Origin of the sequence: Achromobacter sp. NFACC18-2 (assembly GCF_900108985.1) — a bacterium.
Taxonomy (GTDB): Bacteria; Pseudomonadota; Gammaproteobacteria; order Burkholderiales; family Burkholderiaceae_B; genus Achromobacter.
The window spans coordinates 339,925-364,475 of record NZ_FNYM01000003.1 but is presented as its reverse complement, the minus strand read 5'-3'; the positions used below and the strand labels follow the sequence as shown (position 1 = coordinate 364,475).

Here is a 24,551-nt window from a genome sequence, read left to right as displayed (position 1 = left end):
GGCGTCAGGCCACCGCGGCCATGTCTTCGCTGCCCGACGCCTGCGCGTCGGCTTCGGCCTGGCGCGCCTGCGCCTGGTACAGGCGATAGTAGGCGCCCTCGCGGGCCATCAATGCTTCGTGCGGCCCCTGCTCCACGATCTGGCCGCGATCCAGGACCACCAACCGGTCGGCCTTGCGCAGGGTGCTCAGTCGATGCGCGATGGCAATCGTGGTGCGGCCGCGCACCAGGTTGTCCAGGGCCTTCTGGATTTCCTTTTCGGTCGTGGTGTCCACCGACGACGTCGCTTCGTCCAGGATCAGGATGCGCGGGTCGATCAGCAGCGCGCGCGCGATCGAAATGCGCTGGCGCTCGCCGCCGGACAAGGCCTGGCCGCGCTCGCCCACCAGCGAGTCATAGCCATGCGGCAGGCGCAGGATGAACTCGTGCGCATGCGCGGCGCGGGCCGCGGCCACGATCTCGTCGCGCGTCGCGTCGGGCCGGCCGTAGGCGATGTTCTCGGCGATGGTGCCGAAAAACAGAAACGGCTCTTGCAGCACCAGGCCGATGTTTTGCCGATAGTCCGCCACCCGCACCGAACGGATGTCGGCGCCATCGACCAGGACCGCGCCTTCGGACACATCGTAGAACCGGCAGATCAGGTTGATCAGCGTGCTCTTGCCGGATCCGCTGTGCCCCACCAGGCCGATCATCTCGCCGGGCGCGATGGTCAGGTTCAGGCCACGGATGACCTGGCGGTTGCCGTAGCGGAACCCCACGTCGCGCAGTTCGATGCGGCCATTGATGTGCGGCAGCTTGGCCGGATTCAACGGTTCGGGCACGCTGGACACGTGGTCCAGGATGTCGAAAATGCGCTTGGCGCCCGCCGCGGCCTTCTGCGTGACCGACACGATGCGGCTCATGGAATCCAGGCGCATGTAGAAGCGGCCGATATACGCCAGGAACGCCGCCAGCACACCCACCGTGATCTGCCGCTGCGACACCTGCCAGATACCGAAGATCCACACCACCAGCAGGCCCACCTCGGTCAGCAAGGTGACGGTGGGCGAGAACAGCGACCAGGTGGTGTTGACGCGGTCGTTGACTTCCAGGTTGCGGTTGTTGGCTTCGCGGAACCGCGCGACCTCGCGCTTTTCCTGGGCGAACGCCTTGACCACGCGGATGCCGGGGATGGTGTCGGCCAGCACGTTGGTGATCTCGGACCAGATGCGGTCGACCTTTTCGAAGCCATGCCGCAGGCGGTCGCGCACCGCATGGATCATCCAGATGATGAAGGGCAGCGGCACCAGCGTGACCAGCGCAAGCCAGGGATTGATGCTGATCAGGATGACCGCCGTCATGGCGATCATGAGGATGTCGGTGGCGAAGTCCAGCAGATGCAGCGACAGGAACACACAGATGCGGTCGGTTTCGCTGCCGATGCGCGAAATCAGGTCGCCGGTGCGCTTGCCGCCGAAATACTCAAGCGAGAGTTGCTGCAGGTGCGCATAAGTGGTCGTGCGCAGATCGGCGCCGATGCGCTCGCTGACCCAGGCCAGGATGTAGGTCCGCGCCCAGCCCAACCCCCAGGCCAGGATGGCCGACCCCAGCAGGCCGCCCAGATACAGCCGAACCAGGCCGTAATCGATGGGCGCGCCGTTCTGGAACGGAATCAGCACATCGTCCATCAACGGCATCGTCAGGTACGGCGGCACCAGGGTGGCGGCGGTGCCCAGCAGCGTCAATAGAAAGCCGGCGAACAGCGGGCCGCGGTAGGGCCGCGCAAAACGCCACAGCCGCAGCAGCGCCCAGGTGGTCGACGGCGCGGCCTGTTCCTGGTTGCATGTCGGGCATTCTTCCTCGCCCGCCGGGATGACGTTATTGCAGATGGTGCAGGTGCGTTCCGACAGCTCTTCGGGCGGTTTGCCGGAAAGCCGGATGGACTGCTGCGTTTCGAACTGGGCCAGCAGGCGCAGCGCAGCCGGGTTGCACGCCAACGTAAAACGCCAGGCGGCAAGGCGCCCGGCGTCGTCGTGCAGCTCCAGCACGGCGGCGCCGGCATGGTCGCTGAGGGATAGCTTTAATTGGGGGCCATATGGCCAGGATTCCCAACCGGAATTGTCAGGAAGGCGCGCGATCAGCCGTTTATCGGTCACGGCGACCAGGCCGGGATGGAATTTCAGCCGCTGATCGAGGTCTATCTCGACCCAGGCCAGTAGGGTTTCGTCATCCGCCAGTTCGGTGCGGATCTCATCCCGCCAGCGGGCAGGAAATGCGTCGGCAAGGCCGGAAAGCAGGTTTGGTTTTTTCATTGGAACGCATACCGGGCCAGGACTCTGCCCTACTAGGCGGCAACCGGTTCGACGCCAGCGGCGGCAAACGTGTCCCTTCCTTACAACACAACGAATTCACGCCTTGAAGGCGTCGTATAGTAGCAGCCGATTTTTCTAATTAGGAATATCTGGGATCCCCCGACTCGTTGGCATTATTCTTAAGGCGCAACCCCAATAAACTCGCGGTCTAGCATAGGGGCGTCCGCGCGTGCCAACCTGCTTCTCGAGCAAATTAAAACATGAAAAAGAAAGACATTGAATTTATCGATGTCGTGGCTTTGCGCGGCCCGAACATTTGGACGTATCGCCCGGTCCTTGAAGCATGGGTGGATATCGGCGAACTGGAGGACTACCCCTCCAACACGATTCCCGGATTCTATGAACGGCTGACCGAATGGCTGCCAACCCTGATCGAGCACCGCTGCAGCCCCGGGGTCCGCGGCGGCTTTCTGGCCCGCCTGAAAGAAGGCACCTGGCCCGGCCACATTCTTGAACATGTGACGCTTGAACTGCAGAACCTGGCCGGCCTGCGCGGCGGGTTCGGCAAGGCGCGCGAAACCTCCCAGCGCGGCGTCTACAAGGTCGTCGTGCGCGCCTGGCAGGAACAGGTCACCCGCACCGCCCTGAACGAAGCGCGCGACCTCGTCATGGCCGCCATCGAGGACCGGCCGTTCGACGTGCCCGCCACCATCGCCAAGCTGCGCAGCCTGATCGACCGCCACTGCCTCGGTCCCAGCACCGCCTGCATCGTGGACGCGGCCGACGACCGGGACATCCCCTACATCCGCCTTTTCGAGGGCAACCTCGTCCAGTTCGGCTACGGCGCCGCGCAGCGCCGTATCTGGACCGCCGAGACCGACCGCACCAGCGCCATCGCCGAAGGCATTTCGCGCGACAAGGACCTGACCAAGGAGCTCTTGTCCACCTGCGGCGTGCCGGTGCCCGAAGGGCGCCTGGTCAAAAGCGAGGAAGACGCCTGGGATGCCGCCGAGGACATCGGCCTGCCCGTGGTGGTCAAGCCCTACGACGGCAACCATGGCCGCGGCGTCTTCACCAACCTGACGACGCGCGAAGAAGTGGTCTCCGCCTACCGCGTCGCCGTGGACGAAGGCAGCGGCGTCATCGTCGAACGCTTCGTGCTGGGCAACGAACACCGCCTGCTGGTGGTGGGCGACCGGATGGTCGCCGCCGCCGCCGGCGAGCCGGCCTGGGTGACGGGCGACGGCACGTCCACCATCACCGAGCTCATCGACAGCCAGATCAACACCGACCCGCGCCGCGGCCGCACCGAAAACCACCCGCTCAATTTCGTGCGCCTGGACTCCGCCGCCCGGCTGGAGATCGCGCGCCAGGGCCTGACGGAAGACAGCATCCCGCCCGAAGGCCAGCGCGTGCTGGTCCAGCGCAGCGGCAACGTCGCGTTCGACGTCACCGACCGCGTGCATCCCAGCGTGGCGGCCACGGTCACCCTGGCCGCGCGCATCGTCGGCCTGGACATTGCCGGCGTGGACCTGGTGGCCGAGGACATCTCGCGCCCGCTGGACGAACAGCGCGGCGCCATCGTCGAAGTCAACGCCGGGCCCGGACTGCTGATGCACCTGAAGCCGGCCGACGGCGCGCCGCGGCCCGTGGGCCGCGCCATCGTCGACCACCTGTTCCCGGACGGCGACGCGGGCCGCATTCCCATCGTGGGGGTGACGGGCACCAACGGCAAGACCGTCGTCGCCCGCCTGGTGGCGCGCCTGCTGCACCTGTCGGGCAAGCGCACGGGTCTGGCGTGCAGCGAAGGCCTCTACCTGGACCGCCGTCTCGTGCAAAAGGGCGATCGCGCCGACTTCGCCTCGGGCTCGCGCCTGCTCATGAACCGCAACGTGGACGCCGCCGTCATCGAGAACGACAGCGGCGTGATCCTCGGCCAGGGCCTGGCCTACGACCGCTGCCAGGTCGGCGTGGTCACCAACATCGACGACGGCGACCATCTCGGCGATTTCGACATCAACGAAACGGACCGCCTGTTCAACGTGTTCCGTACGCAGGTGGACGTGGTCCTGCCGGACGGCGTCGCCGTGCTCAATGCGCGGGATCCGCGCGTGGTCGAGATGGCCGAACTCTGCGACGGCGCCGTCATCTTCTTCGGCGTCGACCCCGCCCTGCCCGCCATCGCGCAACACCTGGCCCAGGACGGCCGCGCCGTGTTCGTGCGCGACGGCAGCATCATGCTGGCGCGCGGCGCGCACGAAGAACGGCTGGCCGACGTGGCCGCCATCCCGCTGACGCATGGCGGGCGCGTGGCCTTCCAGGTCGAGAACGTGCTGGCGGCCGTGGGCTCGGCCTGGGCGCTGGACATCCCGGTGGAACTGATCCGCGCCGGCATCGAGACCTTCGACATCGACCAGGCGGATGCCCCGTGGCAGTTCACGCTGTTCGAACGCAACGACGCCACCGTCGTGGTGGACGACGCGCACAACGCTTCGGCGCTGCGCCCGCTGATCACGGCCATCGATCAGTTCTCGTCCCAGACGCGCACCGCGGTCTACTCGGCCGGCGCCGACCGCCGCGACGCGGACCTGATCGAACAGGGCAAGCTGCTGGGAGACGCCTTCGACCGCGTGGTCCTCTATGACGACGCGACCGTGCGCAGCAAGCGCCCCGCGGGCGAGGCGCGCGCGCTGCTGCGCCAGGGCCTGGCGCAAGGCAGCCGCGTCAAGGACATCCAGGAAGAGCCCGACCACGGCACGGCCATCGGCGGCGTACTGGACGGCATCGCCTCCGGTGACTTCGTCCTGCTGCAATCCGACGAAGCCTTCTCCGGCCCGACCATCGACCTGGTCCGCCGCTGGATCCAACAACACTGACACATTCGCGCGCGCGCCCGCCCCCTACCGCGGACGCGCGCCAGACGACAGGAATCCCTGCCATGGAAGTCTCCCGTATCCGAGCATTGCGCGGCCCCAATCTGTGGAGCAAGAACACCGCGATCGAGGCCATCGTGTCGTGCGCCGACGCCGAATGCTCCATCGACAACCTGCCCGAATTCGAAGCGCGCCTGCGCGCGCGCCTGCCGCAGACCGGCCTGCTGCGCCCCGAAGGGCATCAGGACGCGGTGTCCATCGCCCACGTGCTGCAGATCGTCGCGCTGACGATGCAGGCGCACGCCGGCTGCCCCGTCACGTTCGGGCGCACCGCGTCCACGATCGAGCCGGGCGTGTTCCAGGTGGTGGTCGAATACAGCGAAGAAGAAGTCGGCAGGCTGGCGATGGACCAGGCCCAGCAACTGGTGCGCGCCGCGCTCGACGACACGCCGTTCGACATCGCCGACGCCCTGAAGCGCCTGCGCGAACTGGACGAGGACGTGCGCCTGGGCCCCAGCACCGGCTCCATCGTGAACGCCGCCACCGCCCGCAACATCCCCTATCGCCGGCTGACGCAGGGCAGCATGGTGCAGTTCGGCTGGGGCAGCAAGCAGCGCCGCATCCAGGCCGCCGAAACCGACCTGACCAGCGCCATCTCGGAATCCATCGCCCAGGACAAGGACCTGACCAAAATGCTGCTGGACGCCGCCGGCGTGCCCGTGCCCATGGGCCGCTCCGTGACCAGCGCCGAAGAAGCCTGGGAAGCGGCGCAGGAACTGGGCGGCCCTGTCGTGGTCAAGCCGCGCGATGGCAGCCAGGGCCGCGGCGTCGCGGTCAACATCGAAACCCGCGAGCGCGTGATCCAGGCCTTTGAAGTGGCCGAGGAGATCAGCTCGGAAGTCATCGTCGAACGCTATATCCCGGGCCACGACTTCCGCCTGCTGGTCGTCGGCGGCGCGCTGGTCGCGGCGTCGCGCCGCGATCCGCCGCAGGTCACGGGCGACGGGCAGCAGACCATTCGCCAACTGGTGGATCAGGTCAACGCCGACCCCTTGCGCGGCGACGGCCACGCCACCTCGCTCACCAAGATCCGCTTTGACGACATTGCGCTGGCAACGCTGAAAAAACAGGGCTTTGACGCCGATTCCGTGCCCCCCGCTGGCACGCTGATCTTCCTGCGCAACAACGCCAACCTGAGCACCGGCGGTTCCGCCACGGACGTGACGGACGAGGTCCACCCCGAAATGGCGGCGCGCGCGGTATCCGCGGCCCGCATGATCGGCCTGGACATCTGCGGCGTGGACGTGGTGGCCGAAAGCGTCCACCACCCGCTGGAAGACCAGCACGGCGGCGTGGTCGAAGTCAACGCCGCGCCCGGCTTGCGCATGCACCTGAACCCTTCGTTCGGCAAGGGCCGCGCGGTGGGCGAAGCCATCATCGCCAACATGTACGCGGATGGCGACGACGGCCGCATCCCGGTGGTGGCGGTCGCGGGCACCAACGGCAAGACGACCACGGTGCGCCTGACCGCGCACCTCTTGGGAGTGGCTGGCAACCGCGTGGGCATGACGAATTCCGACGGCGTCTACGTGGACAACCTGCGCATCGACACTGGCGATTGCAGCGGTCCGCGCAGCGCGCGCAGCGTGCTGATGCACCCTGACGTGGACGCCGCGGTGTTCGAAACGGCGCGCGGCGGCATCCTGCGCGAGGGCCTGGCCTTCGACCGCTGCAACGTCGCCATCGTCACCAACATCGGCATGGGCGACCATCTGGGCCTGGGCTACATCAGCACGGTCGAGGACCTGGCCGTGGTCAAGCGCGTCATCGTCCAGCACGTGCATCCGTCGGGTATGGCGGTGCTGAACGCCGCCGATCCCATCGTCGCCGAGATGGCCTCCAGCTGCCCCGGTTCGGTCACGTACTTCGCCGAAGACCGCAACCATCCCGTGCTGGTCACGCACCGCGCGCAGGGCCAGCGCGCGGTCTATCGCGACGGCGACGCAATCGTCGCGGCGCAGGGCGCGGACGAGGTCCGTTTCCCGCTGGCGCAGATTCCGCTCACGCGCGGCGGCACGATCACGTTCCAGGTCGAGAACGCCATGGCGTCCATCGCCGCGGCGTGGGCGCTGGACCTGGGCTGGGACGTCATCCGCCGCGGCCTGGCCACCTTCGTCAACGACGCGCAGACCGCTCCGGGGCGCTTTAACGTGTTCGACTATCGCGGGGCCACGGTGATCGCCGATTACGGCCACAATCCGGACGCCATCCAGGCTTTGGTGCGCGCGGTGGACGCCATGCCGTCCCATCGCCGCGTCGTGGTCATCAGCGGCGCGGGCGACCGCCGCGACGAAGACATCCGCATGCAGACGGAGATCCTGGGCGCGGCGTTCGACGACGTGCTGCTCTACCAGGACCAATGCCAGCGCGGCCGCGCCGACGGCGAAGTGCTGGCCCTGCTGCAGCAAGGCCTGGTGGGCGCCAGCCGCACGACGCACATCGAGGAGATCCACGGCGAATTCCTGGCCATCGATACGGCGCTGGCGCGCCTGAATCCCGGCGATCTGTGCCTGATCCTGGTGGACCAGGTGGAAGAGGCGCTGGGGCACATCGCGGCACGCATCGCCCAGCCCTGAGCGGGGCGGCGGGAACGCAAACGGGGCGCTTCACGGCGCCCCGTTCTTTTTTTACCGGCGTGGTGCACGCGTATCCGCAGTCGCGGGCGCGCAGCACCCCGCAGCGCTATCCGCGCCCGATCGTCCGCGCCCCTAGCCCTGTGGCGCCACGTCGGCCGCCGAAGCCTGATACCGGTCCGTCACGTGCGTGCAACCCATGGCCGCCATGGCGCCGAGCGCCAGCAAGATGGCGCTGCAAAGTCGTTTCGTCATGCGAGTTTTTCTCCCGTTACGTGTCGAACCGCCAGCCGGTTCCGTCTGGACTATACCGGCATGGCTTGCCGCCGGCCACCCGCGCCAGCGCCTGCCATAGAGCGGATCGGTTACGAGCCGCGCTCAAAAGGGGTCAAATCGTTGCTCAAATGTAACTCGGCCCTGAGGTAATTTGAGGTGGATTTCTCGTCTCAAACCGCCGGTTTTTCCCGCATCGGCGCCGTTACATTTCTCCACAGCGTCGTTTGACACCCCCTGAGGCCGACTCGTACGTTAGAGGCTAGCTGATCAGTGCCCAACACACCGCGAAACGGCAGGTTTATAGGCCATAAACCCGCCGCCGCAAGCAACCAGAGAGAGGTCACCATGAACAACGACATCATCGCCGGAAAGTGGAAGCAACTGACGGGCAAGGCCAAGGCGGCCTGGGGTGAGCTCACCGACGACGAACTGACGCGCACGGAAGGCAACGCCGAACGTCTGGCAGGCCTGATCCAGGAGCGCTACGGCAAGACCAAGGAAGAGGCGCAAAAGGAAGTCCGGGATTTCTTCGACCGCAATCCCTGATACCCATAACAACCAGGAGAAGCTGACATGTTGCATTACGCCGTAGTTTTCTTCGTTATCGCCATCATCGCGGCTGTCCTGGGTTTCGGCGGCATCGCCGCCGGCGCCGCGGGGATTGCCAAGATCCTGTTCTTCGTTTTTCTGGTCCTGGCACTGCTGTCCATCCTGGGCGGCGCCTTCCGCAAGAAATAGCACCAGCGAAATAGAACCACTGAGCCATCTCATATCGTCATTGCGTCTAGAACGAGAACGCGCTGAACACCACTAACAAGGAGCATTACTATGGAAATTCGCAAGCTGATCGCCGCCGCCGCACTGGGTACGGGCGCTGTCTTCACTTCCATGGCTTTTGCCGCCGATGACGGCAAGCCGAAACAGTCCGTGGGTGAATACGCGTCCGACGCCACCGTGACCACCAAGGTCAAGGCCGCTTTCGTGGCCGACAAAGAACTGAGCGCCCTGGAAATCGCCGTCGAAACCAACAACGGCGTCGCCACGCTGACCGGCACCGTGGGTACCGCAGCCGAAGCGGATCACGCCGCCAAGGTCGCCCGAGGCGTCGAAGGCGTCAAGCAGGTCAAGAACAACATCAAGGTTGATCCGGCCAAGAACCGCAAGTAAGGGCAGGATCGTCAAGATCCACGCCTGAATACAAAGCGGCGCCTGAGGCAACTCGGCGCCGCTTTTTCATGCCCGCAAATTCCGGGGGGATAGCCCGCTAGATCGTCACGGCGCCGCGGCCGATCTCCAGCGCGCGGCCTCCCACCTGGATCCGGCCGTCGGCCAGGACCTCCAGCAGCAGTCGGCACGGCCGGCCCATCTGGTCGCCCTGTTCGACCAGGATGCTGGCCGGCAAGGGGTAGCCGCGGTGCTGCAGCCAACCGCCCAGGTTGGCGCAGGCCGACCCGGTGCCCGCGTCTTCGTCGACGCCGCCGCCCGCCTTGGCGAAGAAATACCTGGCCACCACGACCTGGCGCCCCCCTTGCAGCCTGCCTTCGTCAAAGGCAAATACATAAAGCGTCTTGCGTCCCAGGCTGCTGGCCTGCCAGCGCGCCAGCTTGGCGGCATCGGGCGCGGCCCGGCGCACGGCGTCCACGCTGGCAAGCGGCACCAGCAACTGGTCTGCGCCGGTATCGACCCAGATGGGCTCGGCCAGCAGGTCATCGCCATCCAATCCGACCAGCCCCGCGATCTCGGCGCCGTCCAGCTCGGGCCTGGCGGTTCGCACCCCGTCGGGGCATGGCGCGGTAAACGTCCAGGCATCGCCGTTGGCCACCACGGGAACGACGCCCGCCTTGAATTCCAGCGTGAGCGCATCGCCCGTTTGCAGAAGGTCGCGCACCACCTGCGAGGTGCCGATGGTGGGATGGCCGGCGAACTTCATCTCGTAGCCCGGCGTGAAGATCCGCACCAGCGCGTTTGCGCGGTCCGAGGGCAGGATGAAGGTGGTCTCGGACAGGTTGAACTGCGCAGCCAGGTTCAGCATGGTGGCGTCGTCCATGCCCCGCGCATCTTCGAATACGCAAAGCTGATTGCCGCTGAAAGTGGAGGAAGCGAAAACGTTGAGCAGACGGAACGCGTAGGTGGCCATGGCGAAACGAAAATGAGGGAATGCCGGCGGCGCCGGCGCGGTCCCCACTTTATCGCAATGCGCGCGAAGCCGGACTACCAGATGGCGAAGAACAGCACCCAGGCCAGGCAGAACGGCGCCAATCCCGCCGCCAGCACCAGGCCCGCGGCCAGCTTGCGGGCCATGCCCACCGGACGCGGCTTGAGCAGGCGCGCATAGAGGCGCAGCGTCCAGAGCACCGCCAGCGTCAGCAGCGTGAACCGCACGGGCGTCGCCCAGGCGGCCTGCACGCCTTCATGCTTGAGCAGCGTGATCGTCGTGGCGGACAGGCCCAGGAACACGCCGATGCCGGCCGACGGGATCAGGGCCTGGGCCAGCTTGTGCAGGCCCGGGCGTCCCCAACGCGACGCGGGCGCATGCGGCGCTGGCGCGGCCGGTGCGGCAGGCGCGAGCCGGTCGGCGATCCACAGCGACAGGAACGCCGCGCCGCCCACGCACACCGTGGCGCCGACGACGAACAGCAGGATGCCCGCGCCGTCCAGCCACGAGAAGCTGTCATTCACATCCGGGTAATGCGTCAGGATGAACCAGGGCGCGTTGTCCATCAGCGGCCACAGGATGTCGCGCTCGACCAGCCAGGTCGCGGCCCATTGCTTGGCCGTCACGTACCACGGGCTGGCGCTCCAGAGGAATGCGCCGATCGCGATGCCCATCAGGCCGAAGCACAGCAAGGCCGTCTGCCAGGGGTCGCCGTCGGCGACGTGCACGATTTCTTCTTCCGGCGACCGCGGCGTCAGCGCGATCGCGCCGCGATAGCCGCTGCAGCGGCCGCAGACGTGGCAGTCGCCCGCGCCCTTCATGTGGCGCAGCGGCACCAGCGGCGCGCAGTTGATGGGTTCGATGCGGATGACCGGATGGCGCCACTTTTCCTCGTCGACCTTGAAATGCCAGGGCGCCAGCTTGGCCAGCAGGTTGAACACGCCGTTCACCGGGCACAGGTACTTGCACCACACCCGCTTGCTGCGGCCGTAGCGCCAGCCGACGATCATGGCCGCCACGGTCGACCCGCCCAGCACGGCCAGCACCGCCAGCGGATATTGATAGACGCTGACGAGCTGTCCGTAGATCGTCGTCAGCGCAAACGCCACGAACGGCCAGCCGCCCCAGCGCATCCACTTCGGGATGGCGCGGCCCTGTCCGCGCTCGCTGGCCCATTCGGTCAGCATGCCTTCCGGACACAGCCAGCCGCACCACGCGCGGCCGAGGATAGGCATGGAAATGAGCACGAACGGCCACCACACGCCCCAGAACGCGAACTGCGCCACGACCGTCAAATTGTTGAACACCGAGGCGGCGTTGTCGGGCAACGGCAGCAGCGCGGGCACGATCAGGAGGAACGCGTACAACGCGACAATGCCCCACTGCAGCTTGCGCAACAGCGGGGCATGGTCTCGGAGGAAGTCGGCGATGCGGGAGGTCGCCCTCCCGATTGCAGCAGCCATGGTCAAACCTTCAAATATTCAGTCCGGCGGGACAGACCGGAATCAGGATGCCCCCCGGGCGGCGGCCACCGGCGCGGGCTTGCTGCCCACCCAGCGCAGCAGCGCCCAGACGACGATCCAGTACGCCACCCACAGCAGCACCGAGGTCAGCGCCGGCAGCGCGCGGTAGCCGGCGAAGTCGGCCAGCACCTTGCCCAGGCCGGTGCTGTCGCTGAGCAGCCAGGAGCTGTCCCAGACCGGGTCGACGATGGTCGGCAGCACGTCCAGCGAAATCAGGTGATCCAGGCCGCCCACCAGCAGCGAACTGGCCAGAAGCAGCAGCAGGATTTCGGTCACGAGGAAGAAGCGGCGCCAGGTGATGAGCTTGCCGCCCAGTTGCAGCAGCCAGAACGTCAGCAGCGCCACGGCGAAGCCCGCCACGCCCGCCAGGGCCAGCATCAGCATGTCGCTGCCGCCCTGCCCCGCCGACACCGTGCCGTACAGGAACACCACCGTCTCGCTGCCTTCGCGGGCGACGGCGATGGCGACCAGCACCAGCAGGCCCCACCAGTTGTCGCTGGCCACGGAGGCGCGCGCGCCGCTTTCCAGTTCGCCCTTGAGCGTGCGGCCGTGCTTCTTCATCCAGACGACCATCTGCACCACGAGCGCGCACGCCGCCAGCGACATGATGGCCTGGAACCATTCCTGCCCCTCGTCGCTGAGCCAGGACGACACGCCCAGCAGCACCAGCGCCAGCGCCACGGCCAGCGCCAGGCCGGCCGCGACGCCGCCCCACAGGTAGGGCAGCCCGCGCTTGCCTTCCGGCGTGGCGCGCAGCCAGGTGTAGAGGATGCCCACCACGAGCAGGGCTTCGACGCTTTCGCGCCAGACGATGAAAAGTACCTGTTCCATGCTTGGATGCCGCTTTATTCCTTGGGCTTGACGACCAAGGTGCCTTTCACGCTCTGGTGAAAGTCGTCAAAAAAGGGATACTCGCCCGGCCGCGAGATCGTGATCACCACAAAGGATTTCACGCCCGGCCCAAGGACTTTTTCCTTGCGCAGCGGAATGCTTTCGAACTCCACCGGCTCATTGCTTTCGTTGATCAGTTCGATCTTGAACCGGCCCGCGGGGACTTCCAGCGTGGCGGGCTCGAACGTGCCGTCCGGCTTGAATGTCAACGTGAACGTGGGCAGATCGGCCGCCTGCGCGGGCGTCATGCCCGCCACGCCGGCCAGGCCGATCAGCAGTGCGGCAAGAACGCGAAGCAGGCGGCGCACGATCAATACCCGCCCTTCTTGCCGGTGCCGGCGTAGACGAATTCATATTCCAGGTCGAACGGTTCGAACCATTCGCCCACGCCCGTTTCCTTGTCGACGTGGCGGCCGAAATGGCTCATCTTGTTCGCCGTCGGCGGCAGGATCGAGTACTTGAGCTTGTACTTGCCGGGACCTTCCAGCTTGACGTTCTCGCCGTAGTGCGGACCGTCGTTGGCAACCATGGGCATGAACGTGCCCTTCTGCACATTCTGGCTGCCGACCTTCTGGATCTCGTAGTTCACGACCAGGTAAGGCACCCACTCGCCTTCCGGAAAGCCCGTCTTGTTGCCGGCGGTGGCGTGGATGTCGGCTTCCAGGTGCACGTCGGAATCCTTGGCCGGACGCATCATGCCGGGCGGGTCCATTTCGATCGGCTGCAGGTACACCGCACCGATTTCCATGCCGCCCTTCTCGACCGGCTTGCCGATGGGGTATTCGGCCGCGTGGGCGGCGGACACGCTCAACGCGACAATGGCCAGCGCCAAGGCTTTCTTGATCATGTGCATTAATCCTCGAAACACGAACACAAACGAAAACAGCGGTTCTCAAAACACAAACAAGAACCGTTTTCATTAATTTAGAGGATTTTGCTGACACATCCCTGAACCTTGGCGCACGATAAGTGCCGGATCATTGCGTTGGGTCAAGCAAGAAAAAGCCGCCCGGGCTGATGCCGAGGCGGCTGGCTGTCCTGGCGCGCCCCCCGGGAGGGGCCGCCGCGAATCGCGTGAATCCGCCCTTACTTGCGCCCCGCGCCCGGCGTGCCGCCTGGCGTGAACGGGAAGGTAGAGAACATCGCGCGCGTCTGGTCCTGCATCTGGTCCTGCATCTGCACGAACAGGTTTTTGCTCTGGTCGATGTAGTTGTTCATCATGTTCTGCAGCATGGGGGTCTGCACGTTCATGAATTGCGTCCAGGCTTCCGGACCGAACTGGCTGCCGTACAGGCCCTTGGACTGTTCAGCCATGCGCTGCTGGATCTCCATGAAGGCCTGGATGTTCTTTTCAAGGTAGGAACCCATGATGCCTTGCATGGCATGGCCGTAGAAACGGATGATCTGCGACAGCATGTTGGAGGAGAACATGGGCATGCCGCCGCTCTCCTCTTCAAGGATGATCTGCAAAAGAATGCTGCGCGTCAGGTCTTCGCTGCTCTTGGCATCGACGACCTGGAATTCCTCGTTGGCCAGGACCAGTTGCTTGACATCTGCCAGGGTGATGTAGGTGCTGGTCCGGGTGTCGTATAAGCGACGGTTGGGGTACTTTTTAATCAGGCGCAGGCTGGCGCCGGTTTGTGCTTGCGTCATGGTTGTCCCCGGATCGGGCGATCTCTTAGGCTTTCGATAAGGTGAGTGTAATGCCGGACGGCCCTCTGGCCGAGGCCGTCCGGCGCCATGGGGCCGCCTACGGGCGGCCCGGCCGCGTCAGCCCATGTGCAGGCCGCCGTTCAGCGAGAAGTCCGCGCCGGTCGAAAAGCCGGATTCGTCCGAAGCCAGCCACGAGACCATGGATGCGATTTCCTCGGGCGTGCCCAGGCGGCGCACCGGAATCGTCGCGACGATCTTCTCCAGCACGTCCGGGCGGATGGCCCGGACCATGTCGGTGCCGATATACCCGGGCGAGATCGTGTTGACGGTCACGCCCTTGCTGGCCACTTCCTGCGCGAGCGCCATGGTGAAGCCATGGATGCCGGCCTTCGCCGTGGAGTAGTTGGTCTGGCCGAACTGCCCCTTCTGGCCGTTGACCGAGCTGATGTTGATGACCCGCCCCCACTGACGCTCGACCATGCCGTCGATGACCTGCTTGGTCACGTTGAACAGGCTGTTCAGGTTGGTGTCGATGACCGCCCGCCAATCGTCGGCGCTCATTTTCCGGAACAGCCCGTCGCGGGTGATGCCCGCGTTGTTGACCAGCACGTCGACCGGCCCGAGCTCGTTGGTGATCTTTTCGAATGCGGCAACCGTGGAGTCCCAATCGGACACGTTGCCCACCGACGCGTGGAACGTAAAGCCCTGCGCGGCCTGCTCATCCAGCCATTGCTGGTAATTGCGGCTGGGGCCGCAACCTGCCACCACGCGAAAGCCATCCTTGGCCAAGCGCTGGCAAATAGAGGTGCCAATCCCGCCCATCCCGCCTGTTACGTAAGCCAGTTTTCCGCTCATTGGACTTCCTCCTGTGTGCGACGGACGCCTCGTTGATTAACTTTCTTCATGACCGGGGATCGATCGCGAATCGCGGTCTATGCCGCCCGGACCTTCACGTACCTGCCAGGAGCCGGCTCTATGGGCCGGTACTTGGCATTGCCTGCCTTCGTCCTTGCTTTGACCTGCTTGCCGGAATGTCCGGCCAGCCAGGCGGCCCAGTCGGGCCACCAGCTTCCCGGGTGCTCCACTGCCTGCGAGAACCAGGCGTTCGGGTCGCCCGGCAGCGGGCCGGCCTGCTCCAGTGCGTCGGCCGACCAGTAGCTGCGGCGCTTCTTGGCGGGCGGATTGACCACGCCGGCGATGTGGCCCGATGCGCCCAGCACGAAACGCTGCTGTCCGCGCAGCAACTGCGTGGATGCGTAAGCCGACACCCAGGGCACGATGTGGTCTTCGCGCGATCCGAATATATAGGCCGGCATCTTCAGCCGCGTCAGGTCCAGCGGCATGCCGGCAGCCTGGGCGCGGCCCGGCACCTTGAGATTGTTCTCAAGGTAGGTATTGCGGAAATACCAGGAAAAGAAGGGTCCCGGCAGGTTCGTGCTGTCGCCGTTCCAGAACAGCAGGTCGAAGGCCGGCGGCTTCTGTCCCTTCAGGTAATTGCCGACCACGTAGTTCCAGACCAGCTCGTTGGGGCGCAGGAACGAGAACGTGGTGGCCAGGTCGCGGCCCGGCATCAGTCCGCCGTTGCCCAACTGGTGATCGCGCATGAGCGCGTGCGCTTCGTCGACGAAGACCTTCAGGACGCCGGTGTCGTGGAAATCGAGCAGCGAGGTCAGCAGGGTCAGCGAGGCCACCGGATGCTCGCCGCGCGCCTCGGCCAGCGCCAGCGCGGAGGCCAGCATCGTGCCGCCCACGCAGAAACCCAGCGCGTTGACCTGCGGCTGCCCGGTGATGTCGCTGGCCACGCGCAGGGCCTGCAGCACGGCATCGTCCAGGTAGTCGGACCAGGTGGCGCGGTCCACGCCGTCGGTGTCGGCGGCGACCGGATTGCGCCAGGAAATCAGGAAGACCGTGTAGCCCTGCTCCACGGCGTGGCGCACGAAGGAGTTTTCCGGCTGCAGGTCCAGGATGTAGAACTTGTTGATGTTCGGCGGCACGATGACCAGCGGCCGCTCATGGACGGTGGCGGTCGAGGGTGCGTACTGGATGAGCTGGAACAGCTTGTTTTCGAAGACGACGTCGCCAGGCGTCGTGGCCACGTTGCGGCCGATCTCGAATTGGGATTCGTCGGTCTGCGTGATGCGGCCCTTCTGCACGTCGCCCAGCAGGTTCGCCAGGCCTTCGTTCAGGGCGCGGCCCGCGCTTTCGACGATGGAGCGCTGGGCGTCGGGGTTCAGCGCCAGGAAGTTGGACGGCGACAGCGCGTCGACCCACTGCATGATCGAGAACCGAAGCCGGTCGCGCATGGGTTCGCTGACCTGGGCGGCGTCGACCATGCGCTGCATGGCACGGGCTGACAACAGATAGGTGTGCGCCAGCAGCAGATGCGACGCGTTGGCGGCCCAGGCCTCGCCGGAAAAGCGGCGATCGGACGGCGGCGCGAGCGCGCCGCGCCGGGCATCGTCGCAAATGCGTTGCCATTCACGAGAGAACTCAGCCTGGATGTCAGCCAGGACTTCCGGTGCCACGCTCACCGGAATGGGACCTGCGGAGAGATTGGCATTCACTTCGACACCTTGTTATCGAAACTTCGCGATTGATGTTGCATTCCGGGTCCAGGACTGTCAATGCGGGTATACAAGGAGGGCTGCAAGAGTAGGACGCAAGGCCAGCCCGGGCCTTTGCGCGAGATCAAACCGGGGCTAGCCAGGCCAGCATCGCCATGCGTCCGGTCACCCCGTCGCGGCGGTAGGAAAAATACCGGTCCGCGCGCGTCACCGTGCATTCGCCACTGAGCACCACCTCTTGTACCCCGGCGCGCCGCAGCCGGAAATCCGCCAATCCGGCGAGGTCCGCCAGCCATTTGCCCGCGATGCCGGGACGGGGCGCGAAAAAGCGCGCCGTGGCGGGATCGTCGCCCGTGAAGGCGTCCAGTACGTCCTGCCCGACCTCGAAGTGCCGCGGACCGATGCCCGGCCCGACCCAGGCCCGCCAACCGTCCGCCTGCGGGGCTTTGGCCTGCATGGCGGCCAGCGTCCGTTCCAGCACGCCGCCCGCCAGCCCGCGCCAGCCGGCATGCGCCGCGCCCAGTACCTTGCCCTCGGCATCGGCGATCACGACCGGCAGGCAGTCGGCCACCATGACGGCCAGCACCCGTCCGGGCTGCGCCGTGACGCTGGCGTCCGCCGCGGGTTCGGCAGGCACGTCGGGCCGGTCGGCGTCCACGACCTCGCTGCCATGGACCTGGCGCAGCCACAGGGGCGCGGACGGCACGGCCGCGCGCACGCGGCGGCGGTTCTCGGCCACGGCCTCGGGGTTGTCCTCGGCCCGCAGCCCAAGATTCAGGGTGTCGTGCGGCGCCACCCCCACCCCGCCCGACCGCGTCGTGCAGAAGTAGTTCACCCCTTGCCATTCGGGTCCCGTGACGACGGGCAGGCCCGCGATCAGGCGTTCCATGCAATGTTCTCCTGGACCTGCGCCATGTCGGCGGGCACCGGCGCGGCAAACCGGACCTCGCCCTGGCCGCCCGGATCGTCGAAATGCAGCGCGCGGGCGTGCAGCATCTGGCGCAGCGCCCCCGCGATGTTCTTGCCGCCGTAGAGGGTGTCGGCCAGCAGCGGATGCCCCAGGCTGGCCATGTGCACGCGGATCTGGTGGGTCCGGCCGGTTTCCAGGCGGCACACCACTTCGGTCACCCGGCCGCCCGGCTCCACCATGCCGCGGCGGGCCGGTGCGTAATTGGTAATGGCCGGCTTGGGCGCCACGGGCCGCTCGACGCTCATGCGCACCGGCACGCGGGGATCGCGCCCGATGGCGCGGTCGACCTTGCCGGCGGCGGCCACCCAGCCATGCGCCAGCGCCACGTATTCGCGGCCCATGCTGCGCGCCTGGAGCTGGCGCACCAGGTGGGTCTGCGCGGTGTCGTTGCGGGCCACCACCATCAGCCCGGACGTATCCTTGTCCAGCCGGTGCACGATGCCGGCGCGGGCGACGTGGGCGAGTTCCGGATAGCGATGCAGCAGGCCGTTGAGCAGCGTGCCGCTCCAGTTGCCGGCCCCCGGATGGGTGACCAGGCCGGCGGGCTTGTCGACCACGATCCAGTCGGGACTTTCGGCGACGACGCCGAATTCGACGGGTTCCGCGGTGAAGGCCAGCGCGTCCGGCGCGGGCTGCGCCCAGATGGTGAGTTCGTCCCCCGGCCCGACCGTCTGGCGGATCTTGCCAGGCGCCCCGTTCACCAGGACGTTGCCGGATTCGATCCAGCCCTGCAGGCGGTTGCGGGAGTGGTCGGGCAAGAGGCCCGCCAGCACCTTGTCCAGCCGGTCGGCGCGCGTGGCAGACGGCACGGTTACAAATTGCGGCTCGCCGCGGCTGGTTTCGTCGAGATTTTCGTCGGCGCTATCGTCGGAAACAAGATCTGCGCGGGCGGCTGTATCAGACATGGAGACAAATCATATAATCAGCCTGCCATGCTACCACCAAGGATACGATTCTCGTGATTCACCACCCTGCAGCTCCCTCGAATCCCGCCTCCCGCAGCGGGCCGGTTTTGCGCGTGGTTCTTGCGCTACTTGCCGTCATGGTCATCGCCGGTTGCAGCGGCACGGACAGCAAGTACGACAAGACCACCAACTGGAGCGCAGAACAGCTCTACGCGGACGCCAAGGCTGAAATGTCGTCGGGCGGCTGGAAAGAAGCGCGCGAACGCCTGACCGCCATCGAGAGCCGCTACCCCTTCGGCGTGTACGCGCAGCAGGCGCTGCTCGAGTTGGCCTACGTCAACTGGAAGGACGGTGAAAACGAGCAGGCGCTGGCGGCCATCGACCGCTTCCAGCAGCTCTATCCCAACCACCCCGGCACCGACTACGCGCTGTACCTGAAGGGCCTGATCAACTTCACGCCGGCCAGCGCCTTCATGAGCAACATCACCGGCCAGGACCCGGCCGAGCGCGATCCCAAGGGGCTGCGCGCGTCCTACGACGCCTTCACCGAACTGATCAAGCGCTATCCGGAAAGCAAGTACAGCGTCGACGCCGAAAAGCGCGTGGCGTGGCTGGTCAACACCATCGCCATGAACGAAGTCCACGTGGCCCGCTACTACTACGAGCGCGGCGCCTACGTGGCCGCGGCCAACCGCGCGCAGACGGTGATCACCGATTTCGAGGGCGCGCCCGCCACCGAAGAGGCGCTCTACCTGATGGTCGAGTCGTACGACAAACTGAACATGACGGAACTGAAGAACGACGCCCAGCGCGTGTACGAAAAGAACTACCCGAACAGCGAGTTCCGGACCAAGGGCCTGAAGGCCGACAAGAGCTGGTGGAATCCGTTCAACTGATCGGATCCCGCCCGCATGGGAAAGAAAATGGCCCTTCTTCGGAAGGGCCATTTTTTTGCCTGCGTCCAGCCGACCCGGTCCGGCTTGGCTTGGCTTGGCTTCAAGCGTCGTCGGAACCGCGCTTGCGCCGGTAGAACGCCAGCACCTCTTCCAGTTCGCGGGTGCGCGCAAACGGCGGCAGACCGCGCCACAGGCGCTTGCCGTAGGGCTTTTCGACGAGCCGCGCGTCGCCCACCATCAGCACGCCCCAATCGGATTCCGTGCGGATCAGCCGGCCCGCGCCCTGCTTGAGCGAGATGGCGGCTTCGGGAAGCTGGTATTCCGCGAACGGATTGCCGCCCTGCGCGCGGCAGGCGCGCAGGCGCGCCTCGATGACCGGATCGTCGGGCGGCGCGAAAGGCAGCTTGTCGATCGCCACCAGCGTCAGCACGTCGCCCGGCAGATCGATGCCTTCCCAGAAGCTTGCGCTGCCCACCAGCACCGGATGCGTGAGCTTGCAGAAGCGGTCCAGCAGGTCGCGGCGGGTGCCCTCGCCCTGCTTGAGCAGCGGCCAGTCGTGCCCCGCGTCGTCGAAGGCGTCGGCAAGCAGGTTCGCCACCTTGTCCACCGCGCGCAGCGTGGTACAGAGGACCAGCGTGCCGCCGGGGCTGGCTTCCAGCAGCGGCATCAAGGTCTGGACGAAGCGGTCCAGGAATTGCGGGGACTGGGGCTCGGGCATGCCGCGCGGCACGAACAGCAGCGCCTGCTCAGGGTAGTCGAACGGCGACTCCCACTTGCCGGTGCGCGCGCGGTCCAGGCCGAGCTGGCTGGTGAAGTGCGTGAATTCGCCATTCACCGACAGCGTGGCCGAGGTCATGATCCAGGCCTGGCCAGGCTTGCGGAACTTGGAGAAGGCCTGCGCCACCGACAGCGGCGCCGAGTGCAGGCGCACGTGATGCAGGCCGTGCTCGACCCAGCGCACCGCCGGGCCGGTCCATTGCTCGGCCAGCGCGGCGCCTTCCAGCAGGGCGGCCGGCGTGGACGGTCCGTCGCCCAGCGCGTCCTGCGCGGGCGCCTGGTCGTCGCGGCCCCAGCCTTCGTCGTCCAGCGCGGCGCCGCCGCGTCCGGGCGTCGCCCAGCGCTTGAGCTTGACCGAGATTTCGGCGCCCATGCGCGCGGCCGTGAGCAGATCCGGGTGTTTTTCGGCCACCGCGCCCAGCGCCTTGGTGGCGCCGTCCACGGCTTCGCGCAGCGCCAGCAGCGCCTCGTCGAATTCCTCGGGATTGGGAATGGCCTCGAAGGTGGCCTTGCGGCCCGGCATCTTGTCCAGCGGCGCGCAGACCAGGCGCAATTCGCGCGCGGCGGTTTCCAGGTGGCGGCTGACGTCGCTCCATTTGGCCGCTTCGCGCGCATAGGCCAGCCCCGCCACTTCGAGGGCGCGGCCGAAGTCCATCAACTGGTGCGTGGATACGCTGCTGCCCAGAAAGCGCGTGGCGGTGTCGGGCAATTGGTGCGCTTCGTCGAAGATGACGGTGTCGGCTTCGGGCAGCAGGTCGGTCACGCCTTCTTCGCGCAGCATCAGGTCGGCCATGAAGAGCGCGTGGTTGACGACGACCACGTCGGCCTCCTGTGCCTGGCGGCGCGCCTTGACGACGAAGCAATCGCGGATGCGGGGGCACTCCTGGCCCAGGCAGTTCTCGCGCGTGGAGGTCACGCGCTGCCAGATGTCGGCGTCTTCCGGCACCTGCGCGAGGTCGCCGCGGTCGCCGGTTTTGGAGATGCCCGCGAACACCTGGATCTGGCGCAGTTGCTGGATCTCGGTGCGCGACTTCAGCGCGCGCTCGTCGCCCTGCAGGCGTTCGAGGTGATAGTGGCACACGTAATTGCCGCGGCCCTTGAGCAGCGCGGCGGTCACGGGCGCGCCCAGTGCCGCGCGCACGCGCGGCAGATCGCGCGTGTAGAGCTGATCCTGCAGGGTGCGCGTGCCGGTGGAGATCAGCACCTTGCCGCCCTGGATGAACGCGGGTACAAGATAGGCCCAGGTCTTGCCGATGCCGGTCCCGGCCTCGGCCACCAGCGTGGCCCGGTCCTGGATGGCCTGGCCGATGGCCTGCGACAGCTCCACCTGCGAAGGACGCGGCTTGTAGCCGGGCATGGCGGTGGCCAGCGGCCCGTCGTCGTCGAAGAATTCGGAAATGTCCAGGTCCAGCATTACAGCAGCCTAGTGTCGGTCGGAGGATGGGGTGAACCGGTGCCGGGACGATCGGTTCGGGCGCCAGACACTGAATTGGGAAGGACCCAAATGATACCCGCTGTGGCTGCGCTTTTCGGCTTGCGGGCTACCGCAAGGCCGTTGCCAGAGGGACAGATCGGTCCCTTCGGGCACGTTCTGTAACAACGGCTTATGGCACAATCCGCCCCTCGTTTTCCCTTTTTGCCGTCGTATAGAGATGTCTGAAACTTCCACTATCACGAACGTCGCCGCCGGCGTCGACAACGCCCGCATCGTCGCGCAGCTCGCCACCGAGCTGGGCGCGCGCGCCTCCCAGATCGCTGCGGCGGTGGAACTGCTGGATGACGGCGCAACCGTGCCCTTCATCGCCCGCTATCGCAAGGAAGCGACCGGCGGCCTGGACGACACCGTGCTGCGCAACCTGGAAGTCCGCCTGGGTTACCTGCGCGAACTCGAAGAGCGCCGCGGCGCCATCCTGGAGTCCATTTCCCAGCAAGGCAAGCTGACGCCCGAGCTGCAGCAGGAAATCGCCGCCGCCGACACCAAGCAGCGCCTGGAAGACCTGTACGCGCCGTACAAGCCCAAGCGCCGCACGCGCGCCCAGATCGCCCGCGAGGCCGGCCTCGAGCCCCTGGCCGACGCCATCCTGGACGATCCCGCCTGCGATCCCGCCGCGCTGGCCGCGCAATACCTGAATCCCGAAGCCGCCATCAACGACGCCAAGGCGGCGCTGGACGGCGCGCGCGACATCCTGGCCGAACGCTACGCGGAAAACGCCGACCTGCTGGCCGACATGCGCGAGCACCTGTGGTCCACGGGCCTGCTCTACTCCAAGATGATCGAGGGCAAGGAAACCGAAGGCGCCAACTTCCGCGACTGGTTCGACTTCAACGAGCCGCTGCGCACCCTGCCCTCGCACCGCATCCTGGCACTGCTGCGCGGCCGCCAGCAAGGCGTGCTGGAACTGCGCCTGGGCCTGGAAGCCGACCTCGAGGCCCAGACCCCGCACCCGTGCGTGGCCCGCATCGCCAATTTCCTGAAGCTGGGCAACGGCCTGTTCGCCCTGGACGCACCGCCGCGCGCGCGCTGGCTGGGCGAGGTCTGCCGCTGGACCTGGCGCGTGAAGCTGCTGACGGCCTTTGAAAGCGAACTGATCGGCCGCCTGCGCGAAAGCGGCGAAGCCGAGGCGATCCGCGTGTTCGCGGCCAACCTGAAAGACCTGCTGCTGGCCGCGCCCGCCGGCCCCAAGGCCGTGCTGGGGCTGGACCCCGGCATCCGCACGGGCTGCAAGGTCGCGGTCATCGACAAGACCGGCAAGGTCGTCGACACCACCACCGTCTACCCGTTCGAACCCCGCCGCGACCGCGAAGGCACGATCAACACGCTGGCCGCGCTGGTCGCACGCCACAACGTGGACCTGATCGCCATCGGCAACGGCACGGCTTCGCGCGAAAGCGAAAAGCTCGTGGGCGACATGATGGAACGCTTCCCCGACCTCAAGGTCACCCGCGTGGTGGTGTCCGAAGCGGGCGCCTCGGTGTATTCGGCCTCGGAAACCGCCGCCCTGGAATTCCCCGACCTGGACGTGACCCTGCGCGGCGCCGTGTCCATCGCCCGCCGCCTGCAGGACCCGCTGGCCGAACTGGTCAAGATCGACCCCAAGGCCATCGGCGTGGGCCAGTACCAGCATGACGTCAACCAGCGCGAGCTGGCGCGCTCGCTGGACGCCGTGGTCGAAGACTGCGTGAACGCCGTGGGCGTCGACGTGAACACGGCCTCGGCGGCGCTGCTGGCGCGGGTGTCGGGCCTGAACTCGCTGCTGGCCAAGAACATCGTGGCCTTCCGCGACGAAAACGGCGCCTTCCCCACGCGCGAGATCCTGCGCAAGGTGCCGCGCTTTGGCGACAAGGCGTTTGAGCAGGCCGCCGGCTTCCTGCGTATTCCCAACGGCGACAACCCGCTGGACGCATCGGCCGTGCACCCCGAGGCCTATCCCGTCGTCGAGCGCATCGTCGCCAAGATCAAGGCCGACGTGCAGCAGATCATCGGCCAGCGCGAAGCGCTCAAGGGCGTGTCGCCGTCGGACTTCACCGACGAGCGCTTCGGCCTGCCCACGGTGAAGGACATCTTCGCCGAACTCGAAAAGCCCGGCCGCGATCCGCGTCCGGAGTTCAAGACGGCGCAGTTCAAGGAAGGCGTGGAAACGCTGAACGACCTGTACCCGGGCATGGTGCTGGAAGGCGTAGTGACCAACGTGGCCAACTTCGGCGCCTTCGTCGACATCGGCGTGCACCAGGACGGCCTGGTTCACATCTCGGCGCTGGCCGAGAAGTTCGTGAAGGATCCGCGCGACGTGGTGCGCGTGGGCCAGACCGTCAGCGTCAAAGTGCTGGAAGTGGACGCGGCGCGCAAGCGCGTGGCCCTCACCATGCGCCTGAACGACACCGCCGCGCCGGCCCGCCGCAGCGGCGACGCCCCCAAGGGCGGCGACCGTCCGCGCCGCCAGGGCGACGGCGGCCGCGGGGCGGGGGCAGCCGCGGGGTCGATGAACAGCGCCATGGCTGACGCGTTCGCCAAGCTCAAGCGCTGATCCGCTGATCCGCGGGCTCCGGCGTTCCGGCGTCCGACCTTCCGCAAAAAACCGGTGCCTCGCGCACCGGTTTTTTTTGGCCCCGGCCGCGCCGCAGCACCTAGGGGTTTCCCGTAAATC

19 protein-coding genes are annotated in these 24,551 nt (G+C 66.7%); 7 read left to right on the top strand and 12 right to left on the bottom strand.

Features of this window, described 5'->3' with window-relative positions; all coding sequences use genetic code 11:
• Positions 1 to 4: 4 nt before the first annotated feature.
• On the bottom strand, positions 5 to 2,290 hold the full coding sequence (locus tag BMW75_RS06520; RefSeq protein ID WP_076519504.1) for a cyanophycin metabolism-associated ABC transporter: 2,286 nt from the start codon (positions 2,288 to 2,290) through the stop codon (positions 5 to 7).
• A gap of 260 nt (positions 2,291 to 2,550) precedes the next feature.
• Between BMW75_RS06520 and cphA (BMW75_RS06515) the strand changes: the two genes are divergently transcribed.
• The 5 genes from cphA (BMW75_RS06515) to BMW75_RS06495 all read left to right on the top strand — a co-directional run bounded on the left by cphA (BMW75_RS06515) (position 2,551) and on the right by BMW75_RS06495 (position 9,239).
• The gene (gene cphA / locus BMW75_RS06515; protein ID WP_092577949.1) at positions 2,551 to 5,166 is read left to right on the top strand and encodes a cyanophycin synthetase; all 2,616 of its coding nucleotides are present in this window, start codon (positions 2,551 to 2,553) and stop codon (positions 5,164 to 5,166) included.
• Between the two features lie 62 nt (positions 5,167 to 5,228).
• Complete coding sequence (gene cphA, locus BMW75_RS06510; protein WP_092577947.1) at positions 5,229 to 7,799, top strand: cyanophycin synthetase; 2,571 nt, start codon at positions 5,229 to 5,231, stop codon at positions 7,797 to 7,799.
• Between the two features lie 618 nt (positions 7,800 to 8,417).
• The gene (locus tag BMW75_RS06505) at positions 8,418 to 8,618 is read left to right on the top strand and encodes a CsbD family protein (RefSeq protein ID WP_008161759.1); all 201 of its coding nucleotides are present in this window, start codon (positions 8,418 to 8,420) and stop codon (positions 8,616 to 8,618) included.
• A 27-nt stretch (positions 8,619 to 8,645) separates the two neighbouring features.
• Positions 8,646 to 8,810 carry a DUF1328 domain-containing protein gene (locus BMW75_RS06500; RefSeq protein ID WP_006389411.1) on the top strand — a complete coding sequence of 55 codons (165 nt, stop codon included), beginning with the start codon at positions 8,646 to 8,648 and terminating at the stop codon, positions 8,808 to 8,810.
• A gap of 90 nt (positions 8,811 to 8,900) precedes the next feature.
• Positions 8,901 to 9,239 carry a BON domain-containing protein gene (locus BMW75_RS06495; protein WP_092577946.1) on the top strand — a complete coding sequence of 113 codons (339 nt, stop codon included), beginning with the start codon at positions 8,901 to 8,903 and terminating at the stop codon, positions 9,237 to 9,239.
• Between the two features lie 97 nt (positions 9,240 to 9,336).
• On the opposite strand, the gene BMW75_RS06490 is transcribed toward BMW75_RS06495, so the two are convergent.
• From BMW75_RS06490 to BMW75_RS06445, 10 genes are all read right to left on the bottom strand, one after another.
• On the bottom strand, positions 9,337 to 10,209 hold the full coding sequence (locus tag BMW75_RS06490; protein ID WP_092577944.1) for a PhzF family phenazine biosynthesis protein: 873 nt from the start codon (positions 10,207 to 10,209) through the stop codon (positions 9,337 to 9,339).
• A gap of 74 nt (positions 10,210 to 10,283) precedes the next feature.
• On the bottom strand, positions 10,284 to 11,690 hold the full coding sequence (locus tag BMW75_RS06485; protein WP_092578064.1) for a 4Fe-4S binding protein: 1,407 nt from the start codon (positions 11,688 to 11,690) through the stop codon (positions 10,284 to 10,286).
• A 42-nt stretch (positions 11,691 to 11,732) separates the two neighbouring features.
• On the bottom strand, positions 11,733 to 12,581 hold the full coding sequence (locus BMW75_RS06480; RefSeq protein WP_092577943.1) for an FTR1 family iron permease: 849 nt from the start codon (positions 12,579 to 12,581) through the stop codon (positions 11,733 to 11,735).
• A gap of 14 nt (positions 12,582 to 12,595) precedes the next feature.
• On the bottom strand, positions 12,596 to 12,949 hold the full coding sequence (locus BMW75_RS06475) for a cupredoxin domain-containing protein (protein WP_076521973.1): 354 nt from the start codon (positions 12,947 to 12,949) through the stop codon (positions 12,596 to 12,598).
• A 2-nt stretch (positions 12,950 to 12,951) separates the two neighbouring features.
• A complete protein-coding gene (locus tag BMW75_RS06470; RefSeq protein WP_008161772.1) occupies positions 12,952 to 13,488 on the bottom strand; it encodes an iron transporter in 537 nt (178 codons plus the stop codon).
• Positions 13,489 to 13,727: 239 nt separating this feature from the next.
• Positions 13,728 to 14,294, bottom strand: a complete 567-nt coding sequence (gene phaR, locus BMW75_RS06465) for a polyhydroxyalkanoate synthesis repressor PhaR (protein WP_076519493.1) — start codon at positions 14,292 to 14,294, stop codon at positions 13,728 to 13,730.
• 117 nt (positions 14,295 to 14,411) lie between these two features.
• Positions 14,412 to 15,149: an acetoacetyl-CoA reductase gene (gene phbB / locus BMW75_RS06460; protein ID WP_076519492.1), complete on the bottom strand. Its 738-nt coding sequence runs from the start codon at positions 15,147 to 15,149 to the stop codon at positions 14,412 to 14,414.
• A gap of 77 nt (positions 15,150 to 15,226) precedes the next feature.
• The gene (gene phaC / locus BMW75_RS06455) at positions 15,227 to 16,858 is read right to left on the bottom strand and encodes a class I poly(R)-hydroxyalkanoic acid synthase (protein WP_092577942.1); all 1,632 of its coding nucleotides are present in this window, start codon (positions 16,856 to 16,858) and stop codon (positions 15,227 to 15,229) included.
• Positions 16,859 to 16,982: 124 nt separating this feature from the next.
• A complete protein-coding gene (gene pgeF / locus BMW75_RS06450) occupies positions 16,983 to 17,747 on the bottom strand; it encodes a peptidoglycan editing factor PgeF (RefSeq protein ID WP_092577941.1) in 765 nt (254 codons plus the stop codon).
• Positions 17,735 to 18,733, bottom strand: coding sequence for an RluA family pseudouridine synthase (locus BMW75_RS06445; RefSeq protein ID WP_076519487.1), 999 nt, complete (start codon positions 18,731 to 18,733; stop codon positions 17,735 to 17,737). Before BMW75_RS06445 ends, pgeF begins: the two co-directional genes overlap by 13 nt.
• Before the next feature lie 137 nt (positions 18,734 to 18,870).
• Between BMW75_RS06445 and BMW75_RS06440 the strand changes: the two genes are divergently transcribed.
• Positions 18,871 to 19,629: an outer membrane protein assembly factor BamD gene (locus BMW75_RS06440; RefSeq protein ID WP_254791946.1), complete on the top strand. Its 759-nt coding sequence runs from the start codon at positions 18,871 to 18,873 to the stop codon at positions 19,627 to 19,629.
• A gap of 100 nt (positions 19,630 to 19,729) precedes the next feature.
• Here BMW75_RS06440 and BMW75_RS06435 read toward each other — a convergent pair whose 3' ends face one another.
• Entirely contained in the window at positions 19,730 to 21,820 is a 2,091-nt protein-coding gene (locus BMW75_RS06435) for an ATP-dependent DNA helicase (protein WP_076519483.1), read from the bottom strand.
• 238 nt (positions 21,821 to 22,058) lie between these two features.
• On the opposite strand from BMW75_RS06435, the gene tex reads away from it, so the two are divergent.
• Positions 22,059 to 24,431, top strand: coding sequence for an RNA-binding transcriptional accessory protein Tex (gene tex / locus BMW75_RS06430; protein WP_092577936.1), 2,373 nt, complete (start codon positions 22,059 to 22,061; stop codon positions 24,429 to 24,431).
• Positions 24,432 to 24,551: the final 120 nt, after the last annotated feature.

Excerpts from the sequence above, each read along its gene's own strand:
- BMW75_RS06495 (WP_092577946.1), top strand. The coding sequence starts at position 8,901 with ATGGAAATTCGCAAGCTGATCGCCGCCGCCGCACTGGGTACGGGCGCT.
- BMW75_RS06485 (WP_092578064.1), bottom strand. The coding sequence starts at position 11,690 with ATGGCTGCTGCAATCGGGAGGGCGACCTCCCGCATCGCCGACTTCCTC.
- tex (WP_092577936.1), top strand. The coding sequence starts at position 22,059 with ATGTCTGAAACTTCCACTATCACGAACGTCGCCGCCGGCGTCGACAAC.
- BMW75_RS06520 (WP_076519504.1), bottom strand. The coding sequence starts at position 2,290 with ATGAAAAAACCAAACCTGCTTTCCGGCCTTGCCGACGCATTTCCTGCC.
- BMW75_RS06500 (WP_006389411.1), top strand. The coding sequence starts at position 8,646 with ATGTTGCATTACGCCGTAGTTTTCTTCGTTATCGCCATCATCGCGGCT.
- BMW75_RS06445 (WP_076519487.1), bottom strand. The coding sequence starts at position 18,733 with ATGTCTGATACAGCCGCCCGCGCAGATCTTGTTTCCGACGATAGCGCC.
- phbB (WP_076519492.1), bottom strand. The coding sequence starts at position 15,149 with ATGAGCGGAAAACTGGCTTACGTAACAGGCGGGATGGGCGGGATTGGC.
- BMW75_RS06490 (WP_092577944.1), bottom strand. The coding sequence starts at position 10,209 with ATGGCCACCTACGCGTTCCGTCTGCTCAACGTTTTCGCTTCCTCCACT.
- BMW75_RS06435 (WP_076519483.1), bottom strand. The coding sequence starts at position 21,820 with ATGCTGGACCTGGACATTTCCGAATTCTTCGACGACGACGGGCCGCTG.
- BMW75_RS06480 (WP_092577943.1), bottom strand. The coding sequence starts at position 12,581 with ATGGAACAGGTACTTTTCATCGTCTGGCGCGAAAGCGTCGAAGCCCTG.
- cphA (WP_092577947.1), top strand. The coding sequence starts at position 5,229 with ATGGAAGTCTCCCGTATCCGAGCATTGCGCGGCCCCAATCTGTGGAGC.
- BMW75_RS06505 (WP_008161759.1), top strand. The coding sequence starts at position 8,418 with ATGAACAACGACATCATCGCCGGAAAGTGGAAGCAACTGACGGGCAAG.
- BMW75_RS06470 (WP_008161772.1), bottom strand. The coding sequence starts at position 13,488 with ATGATCAAGAAAGCCTTGGCGCTGGCCATTGTCGCGTTGAGCGTGTCC.
- pgeF (WP_092577941.1), bottom strand. The coding sequence starts at position 17,747 with ATGGAACGCCTGATCGCGGGCCTGCCCGTCGTCACGGGACCCGAATGG.
- phaR (WP_076519493.1), bottom strand. The coding sequence starts at position 14,294 with ATGACGCAAGCACAAACCGGCGCCAGCCTGCGCCTGATTAAAAAGTAC.
- BMW75_RS06440 (WP_254791946.1), top strand. The coding sequence starts at position 18,871 with ATGGTCATCGCCGGTTGCAGCGGCACGGACAGCAAGTACGACAAGACC.
- cphA (WP_092577949.1), top strand. The coding sequence starts at position 2,551 with ATGAAAAAGAAAGACATTGAATTTATCGATGTCGTGGCTTTGCGCGGC.